The organism is Microbacterium sp. SORGH_AS_0969, from assembly GCF_030818255.1.
GTDB lineage: Bacteria > Actinomycetota > Actinomycetes > Actinomycetales > Microbacteriaceae > Microbacterium.
Genome location: NZ_JAUTAG010000001.1, coordinates 2,722,283 through 2,744,301, shown reverse-complemented (window position 1 = coordinate 2,744,301; position 22,019 = coordinate 2,722,283). Strand labels below are relative to the sequence as shown.

Genomic DNA, 22,019 nt, shown 5'->3' with positions numbered 1-22,019 from the left:
CGAACCTGGCGACTCAGAAGTCCCAGTCGTCATCCTCGGTCGCCTCGGCCTTGCCGATGACGTACGACGAACCCGACCCGCTGAAGAAGTCGTGGTTCTCGTCGGCGTTGGGCGACAGGGCCGACAGGATCGCGGGGTTCACATTCGTCACCGACGATGGGAACATCGCCTCGTAGCCGAGGTTCATCAGCGCCTTGTTGGCGTTGTAGTGCAGGAACTTCTTGACGTCCTCGCTGAGGCCCACCGCATCGTAGAGGCTCTGGGTGTAGCCCACCTCGTTGTCGTACAGCTCGTAGAGCAGCGAGAACGTGTAGTCCTTGATGTCGTCGCGACGCGCCTGGTCGACCGTCTCGAGGCCGCGCTGGAACTTGTACCCGATGTAGTAGCCGTGCACGGCCTCGTCGCGGATGATGAGGCGGATCAGGTCGGCCGTGTTGGTGAGCTTCGCGCGGCTCGACCAGTGCATCGGCAGGTAGAAGCCTGAGTAGAAGAGGAACGACTCGAGCAGGGTCGAGGCGACCTTGCGCTTGAGCGGGTCGTCGCCACGGTAGTAGTCCATGACGATGCGCGCCTTCTTCTGAAGGAACTCGTTCTCGGTCGACCAGCGGAACGCCTCGTCGATCTCCTTCGTCGAGCACAGCGTCGAGAAGATCGACGAGTAGCTCTTCGCGTGCACCGACTCCATGAACGCGATGTTCGTGTAGACGGCCTCCTCGTGCGGCGTGATCGCATCGGGGATGAGCGAAACGGCGCCGACCGTGCCCTGGATCGTGTCGAGGAGCGTGAGCCCCGTGAACACGCGCATGGTGAGGGTCTGCTCCTCGGGGGTGAGCGTGTTCCACGACTGGATGTCGTTGGACAGCGGCACCTTCTCGGGGAGCCAGAAGTTGTTCACCAGACGGTTCCAGACCTCGAGGTCCTTGTCGTCCTGAATGCGGTTCCAGTTGATGGCCTGCACGTGGTTCAGCAGCTGCAGCTTCTCAGCCATGAGTGTCCTTTGTCGGAATCGTCGGGATCAGCGGATCAGAGCATGCACGAGACGCACTCGGTCATGTCGGTGCCCTCGAGCGCCAGCTGACGCAGGCGGATGTAGTAGATGGTCTTGATGCCCTTCTTCCACGCGTAGATCTGCGCCTTGTTGATGTCGCGCGTGGTGACGGTGTCCTTGAAGAACAGCGTCAGCGACAGGCCCTGATCGACGTGCTGCGTGGCGGCGGCGTACGTGTCGATGACCTTCTCGTAGCCGATCTCGTACGCGTCCTGGTAGTAGTCCAGGTTGTCGTTCGTCATGAACGGCGCCGGGTAGTAGACGCGACCGAGCTTGCCTTCCTTGCGGATCTCGATCTTCGACGCGATCGGGTGGATCGAGCTCGTCGAGTTGTTGATGTACGAGATCGAACCGGTCGGCGGCACGGCCTGCAGGTTCTGGTTGTAGATGCCGTGCGCCTGCACCGAAGCCTTCAGCTCGCGCCAGTCGTCCTGGGTGGGGATCTGGATGCCGGCGAACAGCTGCTTCGTCTTCTCGGTCTGCGGGGCCCACACCTGTTCGGTGTATTTGTCGAAGAACTCCCCCGACGCGTAGGTGGAGTTCTCGAAGCCGTCGAAAGCCGTGCCACGCTCGATCGCCAGCCGGTTCGAGGCCCGCAGCGCGTGGAACAGCACCGTGTAGAAGTAGATGTTCGTGAAGTCGATGCCCTCTTCGGAGCCGTAGTAGACGTGCTCGCGAGCGAGGTAGCCGTGCAGGTTCATCTGGCCGAGGCCGATGGCGTGCGAGCGGTCGTTTCCGTCTTCGATCGAACGCACCGAGGCGATGTGGCTCTGCACGCTCACTGCGGTGAGGGCACGGATCGCGGTCTCGACCGTGAGGCCGAGGTCGCCGCCGTCCATCGCGAGGGCGATGTTCATCGAGCCGAGGTTGCAGGAGATGTCCTTGCCGATGGTGTCGTACGAGAGGTCCTCGTTGTACGTGGTCGGCGTGTTGACCTGGAGGATCTCCGAGCACAGGTTGGACATGTTGATGCGACCGGCGATCGGGTTGGCCTTGTTCACCGTGTCCTCGAACATGATGTACGGGTAGCCCGACTCGAACTGGATCTCGGCGAGGGTCTGGAAGAACTCGCGCGCGTTGATCTTGGTCTTCTTGATGCGCGGGTCGTCGACCATCTCGCGGTACTTCTCGGTCACCGAGATGTCACCGAACGGCTTGCCGTAGACGCGCTCGACGTCGTAGGGCGAGAAGAGGTACATGTCCTCGCCGTTCTTGGCGAGCTCGAACGTGATGTCGGGGATGACGACACCCAGCGACAGCGTCTTGATGCGGATCTTCTCGTCGGCGTTCTCGCGCTTGGTGTCGAGGAAGCGCAGGATGTCGGGGTGGTGCGCGTTGAGGTACACCGCGCCGGCGCCCTGGCGCGCGCCGAGCTGGTTGGCGTAGCTGAAGCTGTCTTCGAGGAGCTTCATCACGGGGATGATGCCCGACGACTGGTTCTCGATCTGCTTGATCGGGGCACCCGACTCGCGGATGTTCGACAGGAGCAGGGCGACACCGCCGCCGCGCTTCGACAGCTGCAGCGCCGAGTTGATGCCGCGGGCGATCGACTCCATGTTGTCTTCGATGCGCAGGAGGAAGCACGAGACGAGCTCGCCGCGCTGGGCCTTGCCGGCGTTGAGGAACGTCGGGGTCGCGGGCTGGAAGCGACCCGAGATGATCTCGTCGACGAGCTGCACCGCGAGGCGCTGGTCACCGTCGGCGAGTGCGAGAGCGGTCATGACGACGCGGTCCTCGAAGCGCTCGAGGTAGCGCTTCCCGTCGAAGGTCTTGAGCGTGTAGCTCGTGTAGTACTTGAACGCACCGAGGAAGGTCTCGAAGCGGAACTTCTTGCCGTAGGCGCGATCGTTGAGCTCCTGGATGAACTCCAGCGAGTACTTCTCGAGGACCTTGGGCTCGTAGTACTCCTTCTCGACCAGGTAGTCGAGACGCTCTTTGAGGGAGTGGAAGAACACGGTGTTCTGGTTGACGTGCTGCAGGAAGTACTCCCGCGCAGCGCGCTTGTCGGCGTCGAACTGGATCTTGCCGTCGGCGTCGTACAGGTTCAGCATCGCGTTCAGGGCGTGGTAATCCAGGCCCTCGAAGCGCGCTTCGGTCTTGAAGTCCACGTCGGTCAGCTCAACTTCCACCATCGTTCCAATCCTTCGGTGACGCGCTCGACGTCGTCGGGCGTGCCGAATACTTCCAGCCGATACAGGTGCGGCACGTTGCACTTGCGGCTGATGATGTCGCCGGCGAGGCAGAACGCATCGCCGAAGTTCGTGTTGCCCGCGGAGATGACTCCGCGGATGTGTCGTCGGTTCCGCTCTTCGTTGAGGAAGCGGATGACCTGCTTGGGGACCGCGCCCTTCTCGACGCCTCGGCCGGCACCCCCACCGTAAGTGGGGGTGACCAGCACGAAGGGTTCGTCGATGACGAGGGGCGAATCGGTCGGCCGAAGGGGGATGCGCAGGGCCCGCATGCCCAGCTTCTCGATGAAACGCGCGGTGTTTCCCGACACGCTCGAGAAGTAGACGAGCAGCGGAGCCGTGGTCGCCGACAGGACAGCGCTCATGACGGGGGTCGGTGAGCCTGTCGCGGTGTCACGCCAGGCGCGACGCGAGCTCGTCGATCTTGTCGGGACGGAAGCCCGACCAGTGGTCCTCGTCCGTGATGACGACGGGGGCCTGCAGGTAGCCCAGCGACTTGACCTGCTCGAGGGCTGCGGGGTCCTCCGACAGGTCGAGCACGTCGTACTCGATGCCCTTCGAGTCGAGCGCGCGGTAGGTGGCCGTGCACTGAACGCACGACGGCTTGGTGTAGACCGTGATCGCCATTCTGTTCTCTTTCTCCCGGGGAAACTCATCTTCCGAGCGAGCGGGGCCCGCCGGGACCTCAATACTACATATGGGGACGGACATCAGGTGGAACCACAAGGGGTAGTAGTTACACGAGTGTGATTTTCCACCGCTCTCCCCATGTACAACACAGGTTCTCCACGATTTCATCCACAGGTCGCGCACCTCTTTGACGCCATGCGATGCCCGCCGTTCCGCGGATCTCGCCGGGGCTTCCGGCATCCATCCACAGCTCGCACGCTAGAGGGGGGTTCCGACATTGCACAGGCGGTGGATTTCGACCTCCGGCGTGTCGCGGCGTGTCGCGCGACGGCGCCTCACCGACCGCTGCATCGATGTCGGAGGGGCGAGATAGCGTTGTCCCGTGGCCGGCTACCGCGAACTCCTCCGAACCCCGGGCGTCGGGCGTATCATCGCCGCCCAGCTGACCGCGCGATTCCCCAACGGCATGACCAGCCTCGCCGTGCTCCTGCACATCGAGCACGTCACCGGCTCCTACGGAGCGGCGGGTCTCGTGCTCGCAGCCACGAGCGTCGGTCAGGCGATCTCGGGCCCGATCACGAGCCGCTGGATGGGCATCTGGGGAATGCGTCGCGTGCTGACCGTCACGCTCCTCGTGTGCGCTGCCGCGATCGCGACCCTCGCGCTCATTGAGATGCCCCTCCCCCTCTACATGACCCTGGGGCTGATCGCGGGGCTGTCGACCCCGCCGATCCAGTCGGCCGTGCGCACCATCTACCCCAAGATGGTCAACTCGAAGCAGCTCACCCCGCTGTTCTCGCTCGACGCATCGCTGCAAGAGATCATCTGGGTGCTCGCGCCGGTGCTGATCACCCTCGTCGCCACCCAGGCCGGCACGGTCCCGGGCCTGCTGCTGGTCGTCGTCATCCTTCTCGGCGGTGGCGCCTGGTTCATCCTGAGCCCCGAGGTCGGGCGGGTGCGCATCCCGCGCAGCCGTCGCGCCCTCGGCCGCGTGCTGGGTAAGCCGCCCGTCCTCCTCGCCACGGCCACCGGTTTCCTGCTCATCGGCGCATGTGCCGCGGTCGAGGCCGGAGTCGTGGCGACCTTCGACCACGGCGGCCTCGAGGCGGGTCTCGTCCTCGCCGTATTCGCGGTGGGCAGCCTCGCGGGCGGCCTGTCGTTCGGTCACATCCCGATCGGACCGTGGGCCATGGCACGCCGCCTGGCGATCGTCGCCCTGGGACTCTCGCTCACCATCGTGTCCTTGAACGCGTGGTGGCTCGGCGCCACCCTCCTCGTCGCGGGCGCCGGCATCGCCCCCGCCCTCGCCGTGATGTTCGCGATGACCTCGGCGAGCGTCCGATTCAGCGAGACCGCCGAGGCCTACGGCTGGATCAGCACCGGTCAGCTCATCGGTGCCGCCGCGGGATCCGCCGTCGCGGGGTTCCTCGTCGACGGCATCGGCCCGCGAGGCGCATACATCGCCGCCGCCGCGTTCGCCATCGCCGGATTCGCCGTAGCAGCGGTCTTCGTCAAGGGCTTCCCCGACCTGCGTCACCGGGACTCGACCCCGATCCCCGACACCGAACCGGTCGAGACGATCACCTGAGCTGAGGCCCGGCGTCCGGCACCGACCCTCACTGGATCCGACGCAAAAGCTCCAGCACGGCGAGCGCGTACGCGTCCGCGGGTTCGGGGTGGTCGAACACGACGCTCGCGCCGCCGACCGAGATCTCGACCTCGTACGTGTCCGACAGGCGACGCAGCGAGCGGAAGGCGCTGCGGAGCATCTCGCGCAGCTGCGACTCCGACGGCAACCACAGCGCGTCCTCGGTGGCCACGGAGTCCAGCGCCCACTCGGTCGTGCCGTTGAACGCGAGGATGCGCCCCGTCGGATAGTCCCGAGGCTCGACCGTCATCTCGCTGACCGTGAAGACGTCCGCCTCGAACTCCGGCTCGTCGAGCTGGAAACGGTCGCCGGATCGCGGATGCCACACCAGCCCCGCTTCGCGCAGGGCGAGGGCCATCTCGGTCGAGATCATGGCATCCATTCTGCGGGGCGGTGAGGACTCTCGGGCCGGGACGCCCCGCGGCCCACCGACGACGACAGAATGGATGCCATGACCACCCCGTTCGATCCCGCTCGGTTCCTGCCCGACGATCTGCTCGCGCGCATCCGCGAGCGGGCCGTGACGCACGACCGCGACAACACGTTCCCCCAGGACGACCTCGACGAGCTGCGGGCGGCGGGCTACCTCGGCATCCTGGTCCCCACCGATCGCGGGGGCGCAGGCCTCAGCCTGGCGGAGGCGTCGGTGCTCCAGCAGCGTCTCGCGGGCGCCGCGCCGGCGACGGCCCTCGCGATCAACATGCACCTGGTCTGGACGGGCGTAGCGAAGGTCCTGCGGGACCGCGGGATCGACGACCTCGCGTTCGTTCAGCGCGGAGCGGCGGCGGGCGACGTCTTCGCCTTCGGTATCAGCGAGGCGGGTAACGACCTCGTGCTCTTCGGCAGCGACACCGAGGCGCGTCCCGAGGCCGACGGCGGCTACTCCTTCACGGGCACGAAGATCTTCACCTCGCTGGCCCCGGTCTGGGACCACCTCGGTGTGCACGGGCTCGACACCACCTCGCCCGATGCGCCGCGGATGGTGTTCGCCTTCCTCGACCGGACCGACGCGGTCGTGACGCGCGACGACTGGGACACCCTGGGCATGCGGGGCACGCAGAGCCGCACCACCGAACTCCACGGCGCGACCTCCCCCGCGGAGCGCGTCGTGCGCCGACTCGCGCCCGGACCTCAACCCGACCCGCTCGTGTTCGGGATCTTCGCGGTGTTCGAGATTCTGTTGGCCTCGGTCTACACGGGTATCGCCCGTCGCGCCCTCGACCTCGCCGTCGAGACCGCACACGCGCGCCGATCGAAGAAGAGCGGAACGACGTACGCGAACGACCCCGACATCCGCTGGCGGATCGCCGACATGGCGATCGCCTACGACGCCCTGCCCCCGCAACTCGCCGATCTGAGCACCGATGTCGACACCCTCGTCGATCACGGCGGCCGGTGGTTCTCGCTGCTCGCCGGGATCAAGCATCGCGCCGTCACGACGGCGAAGGCGGTCGTCGACGACGCGATCCTCGTGGGCGGCGGTTCGTCGTACTCGGCGCACAGCGAGCTCAGCCGGCTCTACCGCGACGTGCTCGCCGGCATGTTCCACCCCTCCGACCCCGAATCCGCGCACTCCGCCGCGGCGACGGCGTGGCTCGGACCGGTGTCGTCGTGATGGCGCGCACCCCTACTGCGCTACTGAGCCCCGCCGACCAGGAGCGGCGCCGCGCCCTCCGGCGGATGAAGGGCGTCGCGCTCGGCGCGCTGATCGGGATGGCGGTCATCTTCGCCGTCGCGTTCGCGTTCCAGCGCGACGTCACGTGGTTGCAGTACGTGCGTGCGGCCGCCGAGGGCGGCATGGTCGGTGCCCTCGCCGACTGGTTCGCGGTGACGGCTCTGTTCCGGCATCCGCTCGGCCTCCCCATCCCGCACACGGCGATCATCCCCCGTCGCAAAGACGAGATCGGACGCCAGCTCGGGGAGTTCGTCGAGACGAACTTCCTCGAGGGTGACGTGGTGCGCACCAAGCTCGAGTCGACGCCCCTCGCGGCGCGCGCGGGGGCGTGGATCGCCGAGCCCGCCCACGCCGAGCGACTCGCCGCCGAGGGGGCGACGCTCGCGACGAGCGTGCTGCGCGCCCTCAGCGACGAAGACGTGCAGGGTCTTATCGAAGACCTCGCGCGCGAACACCTCCTCTCCCCCGACTGGGGCCCCTCGGTCGGCGGGTGGCTCGAACGCGTCGTGAGTTCGGGGGCACACCACGGCGCCGTGGACCTCGCCTTCGACAACATCGCCGTCTGGCTCGGCAACAACCGCGAGGTGTTCCAGGGGCTCGTGTCCCAGCGTCTGCCCGCGTGGGTGCCGAGCCTCGCCCTGCGCCTGGTCGACGACACGATCTACCGCGAGGCCGTGAGCTTCGTCGACGCCGTCCGCGCCGATCCCCGCCACCAGGCGCGCGGCGCGATCGACGGATACCTGGCCCGACTCGCCGACAACCTGCAGCACGACCCGGCCACGATGGTGCGCCTCGAAGAGGCCAAGGCCGCCGTCTTCGACAGCCCGCGCGTCCGCCAGCTCGCGGCGGACGCCTGGAACACCGCCAAGACCGGCCTGCTCACCGCGCTCGCCGATCCCGACAGCGCGCTGCGACGGCGCGCCACCGCGGCTCTCGCCGAGGTCGGTGTCCGCCTCCAGAACGACGAGACCCTGCAGCGGCGCGTCGACGGATGGGTCACCGACGCAGCGGTCTTCGTGGTCGGGCGGTACCGCCACGACATCGCCTCGATCATCACCGACACCGTCGAGAGATGGGATGCCGAAGAGACCACCGAGAAGATCGAGCTCATGGTGGGCCGCGATCTGCAGTACATCCGCCTCAACGGAACGATCGTCGGTGCCCTCGCAGGTCTCGCGATCTTCACGATCGCGCACCTCTTCTGGGGGTGACCGTATCGACCGAACGCGGGGGTCGATAGCCTGAGCGCGTGAGCGACGATTCGGGTCGGGAGTTCCTCTTCTCGTACGGCACGCTGCTGCTGCCCGACGTTCAGCTCGACACGTTCGGTCGCCGCGTGCCGAGCGACGAAGACGCCCTGCCGGGCTACCGCCTCGAATGGGTCGACATCGACGACGAACGGGTCGCTCAGCTGTCGGGGCTGGACTCGCACCCGATCCTGCGCCACACGGGTGATCCGCGAGATCGCGTTTTCGGACGGGTGCTCGAGCTCACGCCGGACGAGCTCGACGCGGCGGACGAGTACGAGGTCTCGCTCTACCGGCGTATCTCGGTGATCCTGGTCAGCGGCCGGGAGGCGTGGGTCTACGTCGGCGCCTGAATCTCGGCGTCTGAGATCTGGCGTCGAGGCGTCGGATCCCGGCGCTCGGGTCCGCGCGCCGCCGACGTTGAGACTGATAGTGCTTCGTTCGGGTCTGACTCAGCCACCGACTGACTTTGTGTCTTTGTAATGATCGGTCGGCTCGGGCGAGGTGTTCTTCAGAGGACTGGCCAGGCAGGCATGACCTCATAGGAGCCTGGCCAGAGGCCCCCTCAACGTCTTGTCTGCCCGCCTGACCGGTCTTCGCGATCCCGCTAAGGAAGGCAAGACCATCATGACAAACGTGACCCTCGAAGTCGTTGGGGGTGTCGACACGCACGCGGACACCCACCACGCGGCCGTCGTTGACACGGCCGGTCGGCAACTCGCGGACCGGCAGTTCCCGACCACCGAGGCCGGATACGTCGCGCTGATCGGTTTCCTCGTCTCGTTCGGGACGCTCCTGCGCGTGGGGGTGGAAGGCACCGGGTCCTACGGGGCGGGGCTTGCCCGTGCTCTGCGAGCCCGAGCGTGTCAAATGGTGTGTGTAAGGGGTGGGTCTCCTTACGAAAGGAAACACACTGTTGGCTATCGACAAGGCGTCGCGTGAAGAGCGGCGTAAGGCCCAGGCTGAGGGTGCTCAGCGTCTGATCGAGTCCGGGATGCTGGATGACTTGTTCGCGAAGATCGACGCCGGCGAGGTTCAGCTCGATGGCGACGGCGGCTTCATTCAGCAGCTGATCAAGACCGGTCTCGAGCGGGGGCTGCAGGCGGAGCTGACCGAGCACGTCGGTTATGAGAAGGGCGACCCCGAAGCGGCGCTGCATCCGAACTCCCGGAATGGGTCGTTTCCGAAGACGGTGGGGACCACGGCGGGCGAGGTCGAGTTGCGGATCCCCCGGGACCGCAACGGCACGTTCACGCCGCGGCTGGTCCCGACCGGGTCGCGACGGTTGTCGCAGTTGGACGAGATGATCGTCTCGCTCTACGCCGGCGGGATGACCGTCCGCGACATCGAGCATCACCTTGTCGCAACCCTCGGCGTCGACCTCAGCCACGAGACAATCTCCAACATCACCGAGGAGATCGCCGACGAGGTCCTGGCCTGGCAGTCACGGCCGCTGGAGGCGTTCTACCCCGTCATCTACCTCGATGCCCTGGTGATCAAGGTCCGTGACGGCGGCCACGTCCGCAACAAGGCCGCCCATATCGCTGTCGGCGTCGACATGGACGGCATCAAGCACGTCCTCGGGATCTGGGTCCAACACGCCGAGGGCGCGAAGTTCTGGGCGTCCGTCTGCGCCGAACTCGCCAACCGTGGTGTCCGCGATGTCCTCATCGTCTGCGTTGACGGGCTGACCGGGTTCCCCGAAGCGATCGAGGCGACCTGGCCGGAATCGATGGTCCAAACCTGTGTCGTTCACCTCATCCGCAACGCGATGCGCTTCGTCGCCTACGGGCAACGCAAGGCCGTCGCCGCAGCGCTCAAGCCGATCTACCAGGCCCCCACCGCGGACGCGGCTCTGGCGGCGCTCGATACGTTTAAGGCCTCCGAGCTGGGGCAGGCGAACCCGCGGTCGGCGCAGGTGTTCGAGGACGCCTGGGAGAGGTTCATACCGTTTCTGGCGTTCCCGCCGGAGCTTCGGCGGGTGATCTACACGACGAACGCGATCGAGTCGTTGAACTTCCAGCTTCGGAAGATCATCAAAAACCGCGGCCACTTCCCCAACGACCAAGCAGCCGTGAAGCTGCTCTGGCTCGCGATCTGCGACATCGAGGACAAACGAGCCCGCGACCGCGCCAGCGAACGAGGGCTACCCCGCGGATCCAAGCGGAAAGCCCAAGGACGCCTCGTCGAGGGGCAAGTCGTCACGAACTGGATGAAAGCCCTCGAACAACTCTCCCTCGTCTACCCCGAACGCATCCACCGCTACCTCTAACCCCCGAGACACCACCCACTTACACACACAACTTGACAGGCTCGCGAGCCCACCACATCCATGTCGCGGAGGTGATCCGCCCGAACCGGCAGCTGCGTCGGATCAGAGGCAAGTCTGACCCGATCGACGCCTACGCCGCAGCCAGGGCAGCGTTGGCCGAACCCGATCTCCCGGTTCCGAAGGTCGCGGACGGGCAGGTCGAAGCGATCCGGCAGTTGCTGGTCGCCCGTCGCAGCGCGGTCAAGGCCCGCACCGCCGCGCAGGTCCAGATCAAAACACTCCTGGTCACCGCCCCCACCCCTGTCCGCGCGAAATACCGCACCCTGACAGACACAGCCTTGATCAGCGCCCTGTCCCGCACCCGCAGCAGCGAGGACACCACCACCGACGCGACCCTGCGCGCGTTGCGGTCCCTCGCCCGCCGCCACCAGTACCTCACCGGAGAGATCGCGGACCTCGACCAGACGCTGGAACAGCTCGTTACCGCCACCAACCCCGCCCTGGCCGCCACCAAAGGCATCGGCCCGGTCACCGCCGGTCAATTGCTCGTCACCGCGGGCGACAATCCCGAGCGTCTGCGCAGTGAAGCCGCGTTCGCCGCCCTCTGCGGCGTCAGCCCCATCCCTGCATCCAGCGGCAAAACCACCCGTCACCGCCTCAACCGCGGCGGCGACCGACACGCGAACGCCGCCCTGCACCACATCGCCCTGTCCCGGATGTCTTACGAACCTCGCACCCGCGATTACGTCGCCAAGAAACGCGGCGACGGCAAGACCACCAAGGAAGCCCTCCGATGCCTCAAACGCGCCATCGCCCGTGAGATCTTCACCCTCCTCACCAGCAACGTCGATGTCCCCCGAATCGACGACCTCCGCCCCCTCCGACAAGCCCGCGGCATCAGCATCGAAACCGCCGCACACCACTTCGGCGTATGGCCCATGAAAATCTCCACCATCGAACGCGGCAAACGCCGCGACGACGACTTCACCCACACCTACCGCCAATGGCTCCTCACCACTTGACAACCCATAGGAGCATCAGGGGGCCGCAGCACGCCACACCCCGACAGCGCCAGCCCCCGGCCGATGTCGGAGGCCGACGATATCGTTGTCTCGGTGGAACGCGGGCGGCTCCTCGAACCCGCGACACCGGCGTGACGCGGAGGAACGATGATCCAACTGGTGCTGGCGCGGCACGCGAAGTCCGACTGGGCCGACGAGGGCCTTGCCGACCACGACCGTCCGCTCAACGAGCGCGGTCGTCGCGACGCTCCCCAGGTCGCGCGAGCGGTGAGCCGCCGGGGTGTGCGCCCCGAGGTGCTGCTGTCGAGCACCGCTCTCCGCGCGGCGACCACCGCCGAGGCCTTCGCCGCCGAGTTCGAGGTCGAGGTCACGCTCCGCGACGACCTGTACCTCGCCGACCCCGCGCGGCTCCTCGCGGCCGCACGCGAGGCCGGTGCGAACGAGGTGATGGTCGTCGCGCACGACCCCGGGATGAGCGCACTCGTCTCGCGATTGGCCGACCGCGACGTTCGGATGGTCACGTGCGCCGTGGCCATCTTCACGTGGCACGACGGAACGTGGGACGACGTGGATGCCACGGCCCCCCGACGAGTTCGACGTACTGACGCCGTAACTCGGCGGCGGCCACCCCGCCCACCCGCCCCGGTCAGACCGCCGCGATCGCCACCCGCGCGATATCACCGGAGGCGACCAACTCGGTCACCGCCTCGATCTCGGGCGAGACGAAACGATCGGTGCCCGGCCCCTCGACGCGGGTCCGCACGAGGTCTCGCACGGCACCGGTGGCCGCCGCGGGCTGCAGCGGCGCGCGCAGGTCGAGAGCACGGCATCCGGTCATCACCTCGATCGCGAGCACGCGGGCGAGGCCGTCCAGCGCCCGGCGGAGCTTGCGCGCGGCGGCCCACCCCATCGAGACGTGGTCCTCCTGCATCGCACTCGAGGGGATCGAGTCCACGGACGCGGGCGCGGCGAGGCGCTTGAGCTCCGACACGATCCCGGCGGCGGCGTACTGCGCGATCATGAGGCCGCTATCGACGCCGACCTCGTCGGCGAGGAACGGCGGCAGCCCGTTGCTGCGAGCGACGTCGAGCGCCCGGTCGGTGCGTCGCTCCGACATGGATGCCACATCCGCCACCGCGATCGCGAGGAAATCCAGCACGTAGGCGACCGGCGCTCCGTGGAAGTTGCCGTTCGACTCGACGCGTCCGTCCACCGTCACCACGGGGTTGTCGACCGCCGATGCGAGCTCGCGGTCGGCCACGGCCGTCGCGTGAGCGAGCGTGTCGCGCGCCGCGCCGTGCACCTGGGGCGCGCAGCGCAACGAGTATGCGTCTTGGACACGCGTGCACTCCGGGCCGCGGTGGCTGGCGACGATGGCAGAGCCGGCCAGGAACGCCTGAAGGTTGGCCGCCGAGGCTGCCTGACCGAGCTGAGGCCGCAGCGCCATGAGATCCGCCGCGAAGACGGCATCCGTCCCCAACTGCGACTCGACGGAGATCGCCGCCGCGACGTCGGCGGTGGTGAGAAGGGTTTCGAGATCGTGCGCGGCGAGGAGCAGCATCCCGAGCATTCCGTCGGTTCCGTTGATGAGGGCCAGGCCCTCTTTCTCGCGAAGGAGCACCGGCTCGATCCCCGCGGCGGCGAGCGCTTCGCCCGCGGTCATCGACCGCCCGTCCGCGTCGCGCACGTCCCCCTCGCCCATCACGGCGAGTGCCACGTGCGAGAGCGGGGCGAGGTCACCCGAGCACCCGAGCGATCCGTACTCTCGGACGATCGGGGTGATGCCCGCGTTCAGAAGCGCGGCGTAGGTCTCGACGACGACAGGGCGCACACCCGTACGTCCGGTCGCGAGCGTCTGCAGCCGCAGCAGCATGAGGGCGCGCACGACCTCGCGCTCGACCTCGGAGCCGGTGCCGGCGGCGTGCGAGCGGATGAGGCTCGCCTGCAGCTGGGCGCGCCGGTCCTCCGCGATGAAGGTCGTGGCCAGCGCGCCGAATCCCGTGGAGATGCCGTAGTGCGGCTGCGGGTCGTCCGCGAGCCCCTCGATCAGCGCGCGGGTCTGCGCGACGCGCCGCATCGCCTCCGCATCGACCGTCACCCGGGCGTCGTGCCGGGCGACGGCGACGACATCGGCGGGGGCGAGGGGGACGGAACCGACGGTGACGATGGAGTGCATACGCCGATTCCATCGCCTGCGAGAACGCGGATCGGCGGGGATCTGGCATCCTGTGTCTGTCATGCCAGACCTCACGCGACCGCAGGTGCCCGCCGCCGATCAGACGCTGCGGATCCTCTCGCTGCTCGCGCGCCAGCCCGGGCCGATCGCCGCGCAGACAATCGCGGCGTCACTCGGGATCCCCCGCTCGAGCACCTATCACCTGCTCGCGACGCTCGAGCAGCACGGATACGTGGTTCACCTGCCCGGCGACCGCCGCTGGGGGCTGGGCACCGCGGCGTTCGAACTCGGCGGTGGTTACGCCCGACAGCAGCCGCTCGCACGGCTGGGTCGGCCCCTGCTCGCCGCGCTCTCCGATCGGGTGGGCGAGAGTGCGCACCTCGCCGTGCTGGCCGGACGCGACGTGCTGTACATCGTCGAGGAGCGCGCTCCGCGCCGCCCCACGCTCGTCACCGACGTGGGCGTACGACTGCCCGCACACCTCACCGCGACGGGCCGCGCGATGCTCGCGGCGCTCCCCCGCGAGCAGGTGCGGGCGTTGTTCCCGGATGCCACGGCCCTCACCCAGCGTCACGGCACAGGCCCCGCGACCCCGCGTGAACTGCGCGAGGTGCTCCGACTCGTGCGAGCCGACGGCTACGCGAGCGAGAACGGCGAGATCACGCCCGGATTCCGGTCCGTCGCCGCCGCGGTGCTCGACCACGCCGGGTGGCCGGCCGCGGCGGTGGCGATCACGTGGCCCGCCGACGGACCCGCCCACGATGCCGAGGCGCTGGCCTCAGCGGCATCCGGAACCGCCGCCGAGCTCGCCCGCCGTATCGGCCGGCACGCCTGAGCCCTGGCGCAGCGCAGGTTTGGGGCGCGTAATTTCGCTCGGGGCGCGATATTCCGCGCCTCAAACGGAAGATCCCGCCCCAAACCACCCGGCCCGACCCGCGGGAAGGAGCGGGCTCCCGTCAGCGCACCACCAGACGCGGTTCCACCAGCACGTGGGCACCGCCCGCGACGGCGGCGCGCGGGGCGACCACCGTCCCGTTCTCACCCATGAGCAGATCGAGGGCCCCGGATGCCACGCGCTCGGGCAACTGCTCGACGCTCGAGAGTCCGAGCGCCTCGGCCGCGGGGGTGTTGTCGAAGCCGACGATCGTGACGTCGTCGCGTCCCGCGAGCGTGACCGCGAGGTGGGCGCCGATCGCGAGGGAGTCGCTCGCGCAGACGATGCCGGTCACGCCGGGGTCGGCGGCGAGGCCCGCGGCCACGACATCGCGTGCGGCCCCGACGTTCTCTTCGACGACCCACCGTGGTCCGTCGGCCACCGTCTCGCGCCAGCCGCGTTCGCGCTCGTCCCCCGTTCCCGACCCCGCGGGCCAGCCGAGGAAAGCCACGCGACCGCCGCCGCGCGCGAGGGCGTGCGCCGTCGCGGCTTTGGTACCCGCGGCACCGTCGACGTCGACCCACAGGTGCGCCGGGGCCTCGACGTCGTCCTCGCCCCACGGGCGCCCGAACGAGACGAACGGAAGGTTGCGCGCGGTCAGCCAGCCGGTTCGGGGGTCGCCGTGGAAGGTACCGGTGACGACGACGGCATCCACCTCTCCCCCTTCGAGCAGATCGCCGAGCCGCGCGATCTCCTCCTCGGGCGTGCGCGCCGCGTACAGGAGCACGCGCATGTCGCGGTCGCCGGCGCGCTCCGTGAGGGCGTGCACGAATCGGTCGAGGACGACACCCGAGATCCCGCCCGCATAGGGATCGAGATGGATGCCGATGGTCGAGCTACGGCGGGTCCGCAGGCGCCGCGCGGCGGCGTGGGGTCGGTATCCCAGCTCGGCGATGGCCGCCTCCACGCGCAGGCGCGTCGCTTCCTTCACGATGTCGGGCGTGTTCACGACGTTCGACACCGTCTGCCGCGAGACGCCGGCGACACGGGCGACATCGTCGACGGTGGGCGCTTTCGCCACGCAGTCCCCCCTCGCTCGTCGACGCCGGCGGCGCGCGCCACCAGACCGTCAGCCTAAGGCGCACGACAACCACTTGACAGGCGCGACCGGCCTTTCGTACGGTGGTCGCATCAAAGTTTGAACGTTCAAACTTTGACCCTCCGACCACATGCGGAGGGGTCGCATGCCTCATCGAAGGAGAGAGACACATGACACGGCATCCAGCCCGCCTCTGGCTCACCGCGGGCGCCCTGCTCGCCACCGGAGCGCTCACGCTCACCGCCTGCGGCTCGGGCTTCAACGACACCCCCGGTGAAGGGCAGGCCTCCGGAAGCGGAAAGCTCAGCATCCTCATCGGCTCCTCCGGCGATGCCGAGACCAAGGCCGTCACCGACGCCGTCGCGGCGTGGAGCGAGAAGTCCGGCGTCCAGGCCGAGGTCCAGACCGCCAACGACCTCCCCCAGCAGCTCTCGCAGGGCTTCGCGGCCGGCTCCCCGCCGGACCTCTTCTACCTCGCGCCCGAGGCCCTCGCCGGCTACGCCGCGAACGGATCGATCGCGGCGTACGGCGACGACCTCGAGAACAAGAGCGACTTCTACCCCTCGCTCGTCGACAACTTCACCATCGACGGCAGCTTCTCCTGCGCCCCCAAGGACTTCTCGACCCTGGCGCTCATCATCAACACCGACCTGTGGTCGGCCGCCGGGCTCACGGATGCCGACATCCCCACGACCTGGGACCAGTTGGCATCCGTCGCCCAGAAGCTCACCGCGGACGGGCGCGTCGGCCTGGCCTTCGGCGCCGAGTACCAGCGCGTGGGCGCGTTCATGGCGCAGGCGGGCGGTGGCCTCGTCACCGACGGCAAGGCCACGGCCGACAGTTCCGCGAACGTCGAGGCGCTGACCTACGTGAAGACCCACCTGAACGACGGCAGCTTCGCCTTCGCCTCCGACGTGGGAGCCGGTTGGGGCGGCGAAGCCCTCGGTACGCAGAAGGCGGCGATGGTCATCGAGGGCAACTGGATCACCGGTGCCATGAAGGCCGACTACCCCGACGTGAAGTACAAGGTCGCCGAGCTCCCCGCCGGCCCCGGCGGCAAGGGCACGCTGCAGTTCACCAACTGCTGGGGGCTCGCCGCCGACAGCGGCAACCAGGAGCAGGCGCGCGACCTCGTCCAGTACCTGACGAGTACCGACCAGCAGCTCGCGTTCTCGAAGGCCTTCGGCCCGATGCCGTCGATCCAGTCGGCGGCCGACGCGTGGTCGAGCGCCAACCCCGACCAGACCGCCTTCCTCGCGGGCGCCGAGTACGCGCAGTTCCCGCCGAACATGGCCGGAGCCGCCGACGTCATCACCGACTTCAACGCGCAGCTCGAGTCTCTGAGGACCGGCGACCCGCAGGCGCTGCTGAAGACGGCGCAGTCCAACCTCGAGGCCATCACCAAGTAGCCATGAGTGCTCTCACCTCAGCGCCGCGTCGCGCCGGATCTCCCTCCCCGGGGATCCGGCGCGGCGAGGCCGCCGCCGGCTGGCTCTTCACCGCCCCTGTGCTGATCATCCTCGGAGTCTTCCTGCTGGTGCCGGTCGTCATGGCCCTGTGGGTGAGCTTCTCGGACTGGACCGGGCGCGGCAGCCCCTTCTCGTCGAACGTGGGCTTCGTCGGTCTCGACAACTACGCCGCCGTCACCACCGGGGGCGGCCTGGCCGAACGCGACTTCGGAACGGCACTGCGCAACAACGCCTGGTACGTCCTCCTGGTCGTTCCGCTGCAGACGGCGCTCTCGCTCTTCCTCGCCGTGCTGGTCAACCGCGCGATCCTGCGCGGTCGCGGCTTCTTCCGCACCGCTTTCTACTTCCCCTCGGTGACGAGCTCCGTCGCGATCACCGTGCTCTGGCTGTTCCTCTTCTCGTCGTCCGGAGCCATCAACGAGGTCCTGTCGTGGCTCGGCATCAACGGGCCGAACTGGTTCAGCGACCCCTCGGGAGTCGTGCACAACCTGCTCGGCGCCGTGGGCGTCACGAGCGGCCCGGCCTTCCTCACCGACAACACGCTGCTCGGCGTCTCCTGGTGGGACTGGCTCGCCGGCCCCTCGGTGGCGATGTCGGCCTTCATCCTCATGGCCGTGTTCACGACCTCGGGAACCTTCATGCTGCTGTTCATCGCGGGCCTGCAGAACATCGGCGGCGACGTGCAGGAAGCGGCGATGATGGACGGAGCGAACGGGTGGCAGCGCTTCTGGCGGGTGACGCTCCCTCAACTCAAGCCCGTGCTGTTCACCGTGCTCACCCTGGGCCTCATCGGCACCTGGCAGGTGTTCGACCAGATCTACACCGGCACGCAGGGCGGTCCCGGCAAGACGACGCTGACCCCCGCCTACCTCAGCTACTCCTCGGCGTTCCTGTCGCAGCAGTGGGGGCAGGGCGCGGCGATCGCCTTCGTGCTCTTCGTGATCATCGTCGCGCTGACGATCCTCCAGCGGTTCGTGCTGCGCGACCGCCCGGTGTCTCGCCGGCGTATCCGGCGGTACGAGGTGCGGGCGGCCGCCCGGAAAGCCCCCGCAACGGCCAAGGGAGCCCGGCGATGACCGCCACCGCAACCCCGCAGACGACGGTGCTCGCCGAGCAGCGCCTCGACGGCCCGCCGCGCCCCGCGAAGCACCGCCTGTCGCGCAGGGCCCTGGGCTGGCAGGTCGGCCTCTACGCGTTGCTCATCGTCCTCGCCCTCATCTACATCTGTCCGTTCCTCGTCCAGGTCGCGACGTCGTTCAAGACGGATGCCGCGGCCGCGGCCGATCCGATCTCGCTGACGCCGCAGCCCTTCACGTGGGCGGCCTACGAACGGCTGTTCCTGAACTCCGACTTCCCCGTGTGGTTCGGCAACTCCGTCGTGGTGACCGTGTTCGTCACCACGGGTCGGGTGTTCTTCAACTCGCTCGCCGGCTACGCGCTCGCCCGTCTGCAGTTCCGCGGACGCGGTCTCGTGTTCGCGGGGCTCGTCGCCGTCATGGCGGTCCCGACCGTCGTGCTGCTGATCCCGAAGTTCCTCGTCATCAACCAGCTCGGCATCTACGACTCGTACGCCGGCATGATCCTCCCGCTCCTCGTGGATGCCGCCGGTGTCTTCATCATGAAGAACTTCTTCGAGTCGATCCCGCCGTCCGTCGAGGAGCAGGCGCGCATCGACGGGGCCGGCACGTTCCGCATCTTCTGGTCGGTCGTGCTGCCGATGGCACGACCCGCTCTGATCACGATCGTGATCCTGTCGTTCCAGGGCTCCTGGAACGAGCTCAGCCACTTCGTCATCTCCACCCAGTCCCCCGAACTCACCACCCTGACCAAGGGCGTCGCCTCGCTCGCGAGCGGCCAGCTCAGTCAGGGCAGCCAATTCCCCCTCAAGCTCGCGGCCGCCGCCATCATGACGATCCCCGTCGCCGTGGTGTTCTTCATCTTCCAGCGCCGCATCATGAACGCCAGCGAAGGAGCCGTCAAAGAATGACCGCCGCCCCCACCACCTCACCGGCCGGGACGACCACCGAGACCACTCCCCTGCAACCGCTGCTCGACGACGCGGTGATCGTGCTGCGAGCCCCCACCCAGGTGTGGTCCGACACCATGGGTGACATGGGTGCCGCCCCCGTGCACGGGGTCTACCACGGCGACGTGCGGCACGTCCGCTCGCTCTCGCTGACGTGCGACGACTCCCCCGTCGAATGGATCTCGGCCGCCCCCGACGGCGCCTCGCGTCTCGTCCTCGGCGGTCTGCTCCGCGGGCTCGACGACACGACCCCCGACCCCAAGGTGCGTCTGCTCCGCGACCGCCGCGTCGCCGACGGACGGCTGAGCGAGACCTGGACCCTGCATTCGCGCGTCGACCGGCCGATCTCGACGGCACTGCACCTCGCGCTCTCGCCCGAGTTCGCCCAGCTGCACGAGGTCAAGTCCGGGCACGCGCACGCCCGCACCGCGGTCGTCGACATCGACGGAGACCGCGCCACGATCGACGCCGGCGCGCAGGGCCTCGAGCTCGTCGCTCCGGGGGGCCGCGTGGCATCCGGTCCCGAGGGGGTCGAGGCGCGCTGGCACGTGGACCTTCCCGCGTTCGGCACCGCCGAGGTGGCGTGGACGATCACCCTCCGCGACGACACCCTCGTCGTGGGTGCGGCGACCACGCCCGCCCTGTGGGACGCGGCGGCGGTCGCGGCGAGCTCGCCCGATCCTCGCCTCGGCCGCTGGGTGCGCACCGCCCTCGACGATCTCGACGCCCTCCGCCTCGTGCTGCCCGAGCACCCCGACGACGAGTTCTTCGCCGCCGGCGCCCCGTGGTTCTTCACCCTGTTCGGCCGCGATTCGATCTGGGCCGCGCGCCTCGCCCTCCCACTCGACCGCGAGATCGCGGCATCCACTCTCCGCGTGCTCGCGCGCCTGCAGGGCACCGACGACGACGCGCAGACGGCGCAGGAGCCCGGCAAGATTCTGCACGAGCTGCGGGCGTCCGCGCTCGAGATGCCCGGTGAGGGCATCGTGCTGCCCCCGAAGTACTACGGGAGCGTCGACTCGACACCGCTGTGGATCTGCCTGCTCGGCGACGCGTGGCGTGCGGGCATGCCCGAAGCCGAGGTGCGCGAACTGCTGCCGGCGCTGCGCGCCGCGCTCGGCTGGATCCGCGACCACGGCGACAGCGACGGCGACGGCTTCCTCGACTACATCGATCGCCTCGGCACCGGCCTGTCGAACCAGGGGTGGAAAGACTCCGGTGACTCGATCCAGTGGCGCGACGGTCGCCTCGCCGAGGGACCCATCGCCCTGTGCGAGGTGCAGGCCTATGCGTACGAGGCCGCTCTCGACGGCGCTGCGCTCCTCGAGGAGTTCGGGGAAGGACCGGATGCCGCCGACGCGGCGTTCTGGCGATCCTGGGCCGCTGACCTTAAGGCGCGCTTCGCCGAGGCGTACTGGGTCGAGACCCCCGAGGGGCGCTACCCGGCTGTCGCCCTCGACCGCGCGAAGCGTCCGGTGGACACGCTCACCAGCAACATCGGCCACCTGATCGGCACCGGCATCCTCGAGCCCGAAGAGGAAGAGCACGTCGCCGCGCTGCTGCTCGGCGAGAGCATGTCGACGGGGTACGGCATCCGGACCATGTCGACGAATGCCGCCGGCTACTGGCCGCTGTCGTACCACGGCGGCGGTGTATGGGTGCACGACACCGCGATCGCCGCCCATGGGATGCTGCGGGCCGGGCTCAGCGACGACGCCCGCGCGGTGGTCGAAGGGCTGCTGAATGCCGCGGAGGGCTTCGCCTACCGGGTTCCCGAGCTGCACGCGGGCGACCCGCGGAGCCACTCGTCGGTGCCGACCCCCTACCCCGCGGCCTGCCGCCCCCAGGCCTGGTCGGCCGCCGCCGCGGTGGTCTGCCTGACCGCGCTCGCGCCCCGCGCCTGACCCCGCGCCGCCTCCGCCCCTCTGGTCCGGGGCACGGCTCGGTTCGGGGCGCGCGATTCCGTTTGGGGCGCGACATTCCACGCCCCAAACGGAAAAACGCGCCCCAAACCCGGGGCCGGGCTCAGTCGACCTTCGCGACCGTTCCGCCCGTCAATCGCACGAGCTCGTCGAACGTCAGCGGGAACACCGTGTGCGGAGTGCCGCCGGCCGCCCAGATCTCGGGGAAGGCGGCCAGCGCCTCGTCGACGATCGTGGTGAGCGGAGCGGGGTGCCCCGTCGGGGCGACACCGCCGATCGGCTGACCCGTCGCCGCGAGAACCTGTTCGGGCGTCGCTCGGCGGATCGCCCCGCGCCCCAGACGCTCGGCGAGGCCTTTCGTATCGACCCGGTGCGCTCCGCTGGTCATCACGAGGAGGGGCTCGTCGTCGCTCCAGAACACGAGGCTGTTCGCGATCGCGCCCGCTTCGACGTCGAGGGCCGCAGCGGCCAGGGCCGCCGTGGATGCGGCATCCGGAAGGACGATGATCTTGCCCGCGATGCCCGCGGACTCCACCGAAGCGGCGACGAGACGGCTGCGAGTGGGGAGGGCGTCGGTCATGCCCGACAGCCTAGAGCCACGCGCGCCGCGGTCCGTGCGGCGGAGTTCTCCCCCGACACGCCCGCCGCGGCGCCTCCGAAACGGCGTGTCGCCCGCCATCTCCGCCTGACGGCACACCGACAGGCGCGCCGCCCTCGCGCCC

The 22,019-nt window shown here is 68.7% G+C and carries 20 protein-coding genes and 1 pseudogene; 13 read left to right on the top strand and 8 right to left on the bottom strand.

Features of this window, described 5'->3' with window-relative positions:
- Positions 1-13 precede the first annotated feature (13 nt).
- Genes nrdF through nrdH form a run of 4 tightly spaced genes read right to left on the bottom strand, consistent with a single transcriptional unit; the run spans position 14 to position 3,864 of the window.
- Complete coding sequence (nrdF, locus tag QE388_RS12865) at positions 14-988, bottom strand: class 1b ribonucleoside-diphosphate reductase subunit beta (protein ID WP_013585931.1); 975 nt, start codon at positions 986-988, stop codon at positions 14-16.
- Between the two features lie 35 nt (positions 989-1,023).
- Positions 1,024-3,180, bottom strand: coding sequence for a class 1b ribonucleoside-diphosphate reductase subunit alpha (gene nrdE / locus QE388_RS12860; RefSeq protein WP_275799735.1), 2,157 nt, complete (start codon positions 3,178-3,180; stop codon positions 1,024-1,026).
- The gene (gene nrdI, locus QE388_RS12855; RefSeq protein ID WP_058625193.1) at positions 3,162-3,602 is read right to left on the bottom strand and encodes a class Ib ribonucleoside-diphosphate reductase assembly flavoprotein NrdI; all 441 of its coding nucleotides are present in this window, start codon (positions 3,600-3,602) and stop codon (positions 3,162-3,164) included. The genes nrdE and nrdI overlap by 19 nt, the downstream gene beginning before the upstream one ends.
- A gap of 28 nt (positions 3,603-3,630) precedes the next feature.
- Positions 3,631-3,864, bottom strand: coding sequence for a glutaredoxin-like protein NrdH (gene nrdH / locus QE388_RS12850; RefSeq protein ID WP_058595077.1), 234 nt, complete (start codon positions 3,862-3,864; stop codon positions 3,631-3,633).
- Between the two features lie 385 nt (positions 3,865-4,249).
- Here nrdH and QE388_RS12845 point away from each other — a divergent pair, with 385 nt between their 5' ends.
- Positions 4,250-5,455 carry an MFS transporter gene (locus tag QE388_RS12845; protein ID WP_307385688.1) on the top strand — a complete coding sequence of 402 codons (1,206 nt, stop codon included), beginning with the start codon at positions 4,250-4,252 and terminating at the stop codon, positions 5,453-5,455.
- A gap of 28 nt (positions 5,456-5,483) precedes the next feature.
- On the opposite strand, the gene QE388_RS12840 is transcribed toward QE388_RS12845, so the two are convergent.
- Positions 5,484-5,888, bottom strand: a complete 405-nt coding sequence (locus QE388_RS12840) for a hypothetical protein (protein ID WP_058595075.1) — start codon at positions 5,886-5,888, stop codon at positions 5,484-5,486.
- A gap of 78 nt (positions 5,889-5,966) precedes the next feature.
- Here QE388_RS12840 and QE388_RS12835 point away from each other — a divergent pair, with 78 nt between their 5' ends.
- The 7 genes and pseudogenes from QE388_RS12835 to QE388_RS12805 form a co-directional block, all read left to right on the top strand.
- Complete coding sequence (locus tag QE388_RS12835) at positions 5,967-7,130, top strand: acyl-CoA dehydrogenase family protein (protein ID WP_307385687.1); 1,164 nt, start codon at positions 5,967-5,969, stop codon at positions 7,128-7,130.
- On the top strand, positions 7,130-8,401 hold the full coding sequence (locus QE388_RS12830) for a DUF445 domain-containing protein (protein ID WP_307387137.1): 1,272 nt from the start codon (positions 7,130-7,132) through the stop codon (positions 8,399-8,401). Before QE388_RS12835 ends, QE388_RS12830 begins: the two co-directional genes overlap by 1 nt.
- Before the next feature lie 38 nt (positions 8,402-8,439).
- Entirely contained in the window at positions 8,440-8,790 is a 351-nt protein-coding gene (locus QE388_RS12825; protein ID WP_307385686.1) for a gamma-glutamylcyclotransferase family protein, read from the top strand.
- A 274-nt stretch (positions 8,791-9,064) separates the two neighbouring features.
- Positions 9,065-9,379: a transposase gene (locus tag QE388_RS12820; protein WP_307385685.1), complete on the top strand. Its 315-nt coding sequence runs from the start codon at positions 9,065-9,067 to the stop codon at positions 9,377-9,379.
- Between the two features lie 52 nt (positions 9,380-9,431).
- Entirely contained in the window at positions 9,432-10,709 is a 1,278-nt protein-coding gene (locus tag QE388_RS12815) for an IS256 family transposase (protein ID WP_373426637.1), read from the top strand.
- On the top strand, positions 10,595-11,731 hold the full coding sequence (locus QE388_RS12810) for an IS110 family transposase (protein ID WP_307387135.1): 1,137 nt from the start codon (positions 10,595-10,597) through the stop codon (positions 11,729-11,731). Before QE388_RS12815 ends, QE388_RS12810 begins: the two co-directional genes overlap by 115 nt.
- A 147-nt stretch (positions 11,732-11,878) precedes the next feature.
- Positions 11,879-12,058 (top strand): annotated as a pseudogene (locus QE388_RS12805) (histidine phosphatase family protein); the annotation flags it as partial.
- A gap of 319 nt (positions 12,059-12,377) precedes the next feature.
- Here the strand turns inward: QE388_RS12805 and hutH are convergent.
- The gene (gene hutH / locus QE388_RS12800) at positions 12,378-13,907 is read right to left on the bottom strand and encodes a histidine ammonia-lyase (RefSeq protein ID WP_307385684.1); all 1,530 of its coding nucleotides are present in this window, start codon (positions 13,905-13,907) and stop codon (positions 12,378-12,380) included.
- A 61-nt stretch (positions 13,908-13,968) separates the two neighbouring features.
- On the opposite strand from hutH, the gene QE388_RS12795 reads away from it, so the two are divergent.
- A complete protein-coding gene (locus tag QE388_RS12795) occupies positions 13,969-14,742 on the top strand; it encodes an IclR family transcriptional regulator (protein WP_307385683.1) in 774 nt (257 codons plus the stop codon).
- 121 nt (positions 14,743-14,863) lie between these two features.
- Here the strand turns inward: QE388_RS12795 and QE388_RS12790 are convergent, their stop codons facing one another.
- Positions 14,864-15,862, bottom strand: a complete 999-nt coding sequence (locus QE388_RS12790; RefSeq protein WP_275799727.1) for a LacI family DNA-binding transcriptional regulator — start codon at positions 15,860-15,862, stop codon at positions 14,864-14,866.
- 188 nt (positions 15,863-16,050) lie between these two features.
- Here QE388_RS12790 and QE388_RS12785 point away from each other — a divergent pair, with 188 nt between their 5' ends.
- Genes QE388_RS12785 through QE388_RS12770 form a run of 4 tightly spaced genes read left to right on the top strand, consistent with a single transcriptional unit; the run spans position 16,051 to position 21,279 of the window.
- Complete coding sequence (locus QE388_RS12785) at positions 16,051-17,289, top strand: extracellular solute-binding protein (protein ID WP_307385682.1); 1,239 nt, start codon at positions 16,051-16,053, stop codon at positions 17,287-17,289.
- 2 nt (positions 17,290-17,291) lie between these two features.
- Positions 17,292-18,425, top strand: a complete 1,134-nt coding sequence (locus QE388_RS12780) for a carbohydrate ABC transporter permease (protein WP_307385681.1) — start codon at positions 17,292-17,294, stop codon at positions 18,423-18,425.
- Positions 18,422-19,336 carry a carbohydrate ABC transporter permease gene (locus tag QE388_RS12775; RefSeq protein WP_307385680.1) on the top strand — a complete coding sequence of 305 codons (915 nt, stop codon included), beginning with the start codon at positions 18,422-18,424 and terminating at the stop codon, positions 19,334-19,336. The genes QE388_RS12780 and QE388_RS12775 overlap by 4 nt, the downstream gene beginning before the upstream one ends.
- On the top strand, positions 19,333-21,279 hold the full coding sequence (locus tag QE388_RS12770) for a glycogen debranching N-terminal domain-containing protein (RefSeq protein ID WP_307385679.1): 1,947 nt from the start codon (positions 19,333-19,335) through the stop codon (positions 21,277-21,279). Before QE388_RS12775 ends, QE388_RS12770 begins: the two co-directional genes overlap by 4 nt.
- A 121-nt stretch (positions 21,280-21,400) precedes the next feature.
- Here the strand turns inward: QE388_RS12770 and QE388_RS12765 are convergent, their stop codons facing one another.
- Positions 21,401-21,877: a YbaK/EbsC family protein gene (locus tag QE388_RS12765; protein WP_307385678.1), complete on the bottom strand. Its 477-nt coding sequence runs from the start codon at positions 21,875-21,877 to the stop codon at positions 21,401-21,403.
- Between the last annotated feature and the right edge of the window lie 142 nt (positions 21,878-22,019).

Bases quoted from the DNA above. Each gene is read 5' to 3' on its own strand.
- QE388_RS12840 (WP_058595075.1), bottom strand. From the start codon at position 5,888: ATGATCTCGACCGAGATGGCCCTCGCCCTGCGCGAAGCGGGGCTGGTG.
- QE388_RS12780 (WP_307385681.1), top strand. From the start codon at position 17,292: ATGAGTGCTCTCACCTCAGCGCCGCGTCGCGCCGGATCTCCCTCCCCG.
- nrdF (WP_013585931.1), bottom strand. From the start codon at position 988: ATGGCTGAGAAGCTGCAGCTGCTGAACCACGTGCAGGCCATCAACTGG.
- QE388_RS12770 (WP_307385679.1), top strand. From the start codon at position 19,333: ATGACCGCCGCCCCCACCACCTCACCGGCCGGGACGACCACCGAGACC.
- QE388_RS12820 (WP_307385685.1), top strand. From the start codon at position 9,065: ATGACAAACGTGACCCTCGAAGTCGTTGGGGGTGTCGACACGCACGCG.
- nrdI (WP_058625193.1), bottom strand. From the start codon at position 3,602: ATGAGCGCTGTCCTGTCGGCGACCACGGCTCCGCTGCTCGTCTACTTC.
- hutH (WP_307385684.1), bottom strand. From the start codon at position 13,907: ATGCACTCCATCGTCACCGTCGGTTCCGTCCCCCTCGCCCCCGCCGAT.
- QE388_RS12785 (WP_307385682.1), top strand. From the start codon at position 16,051: ATGACACGGCATCCAGCCCGCCTCTGGCTCACCGCGGGCGCCCTGCTC.
- QE388_RS12815 (WP_373426637.1), top strand. From the start codon at position 9,432: ATGCTGGATGACTTGTTCGCGAAGATCGACGCCGGCGAGGTTCAGCTC.
- QE388_RS12765 (WP_307385678.1), bottom strand. From the start codon at position 21,877: ATGACCGACGCCCTCCCCACTCGCAGCCGTCTCGTCGCCGCTTCGGTG.
- nrdE (WP_275799735.1), bottom strand. From the start codon at position 3,180: ATGGTGGAAGTTGAGCTGACCGACGTGGACTTCAAGACCGAAGCGCGC.
- QE388_RS12775 (WP_307385680.1), top strand. From the start codon at position 18,422: ATGACCGCCACCGCAACCCCGCAGACGACGGTGCTCGCCGAGCAGCGC.
- QE388_RS12795 (WP_307385683.1), top strand. From the start codon at position 13,969: ATGCCAGACCTCACGCGACCGCAGGTGCCCGCCGCCGATCAGACGCTG.
- QE388_RS12830 (WP_307387137.1), top strand. From the start codon at position 7,130: ATGGCGCGCACCCCTACTGCGCTACTGAGCCCCGCCGACCAGGAGCGG.
- QE388_RS12835 (WP_307385687.1), top strand. From the start codon at position 5,967: ATGACCACCCCGTTCGATCCCGCTCGGTTCCTGCCCGACGATCTGCTC.
- nrdH (WP_058595077.1), bottom strand. From the start codon at position 3,864: ATGGCGATCACGGTCTACACCAAGCCGTCGTGCGTTCAGTGCACGGCC.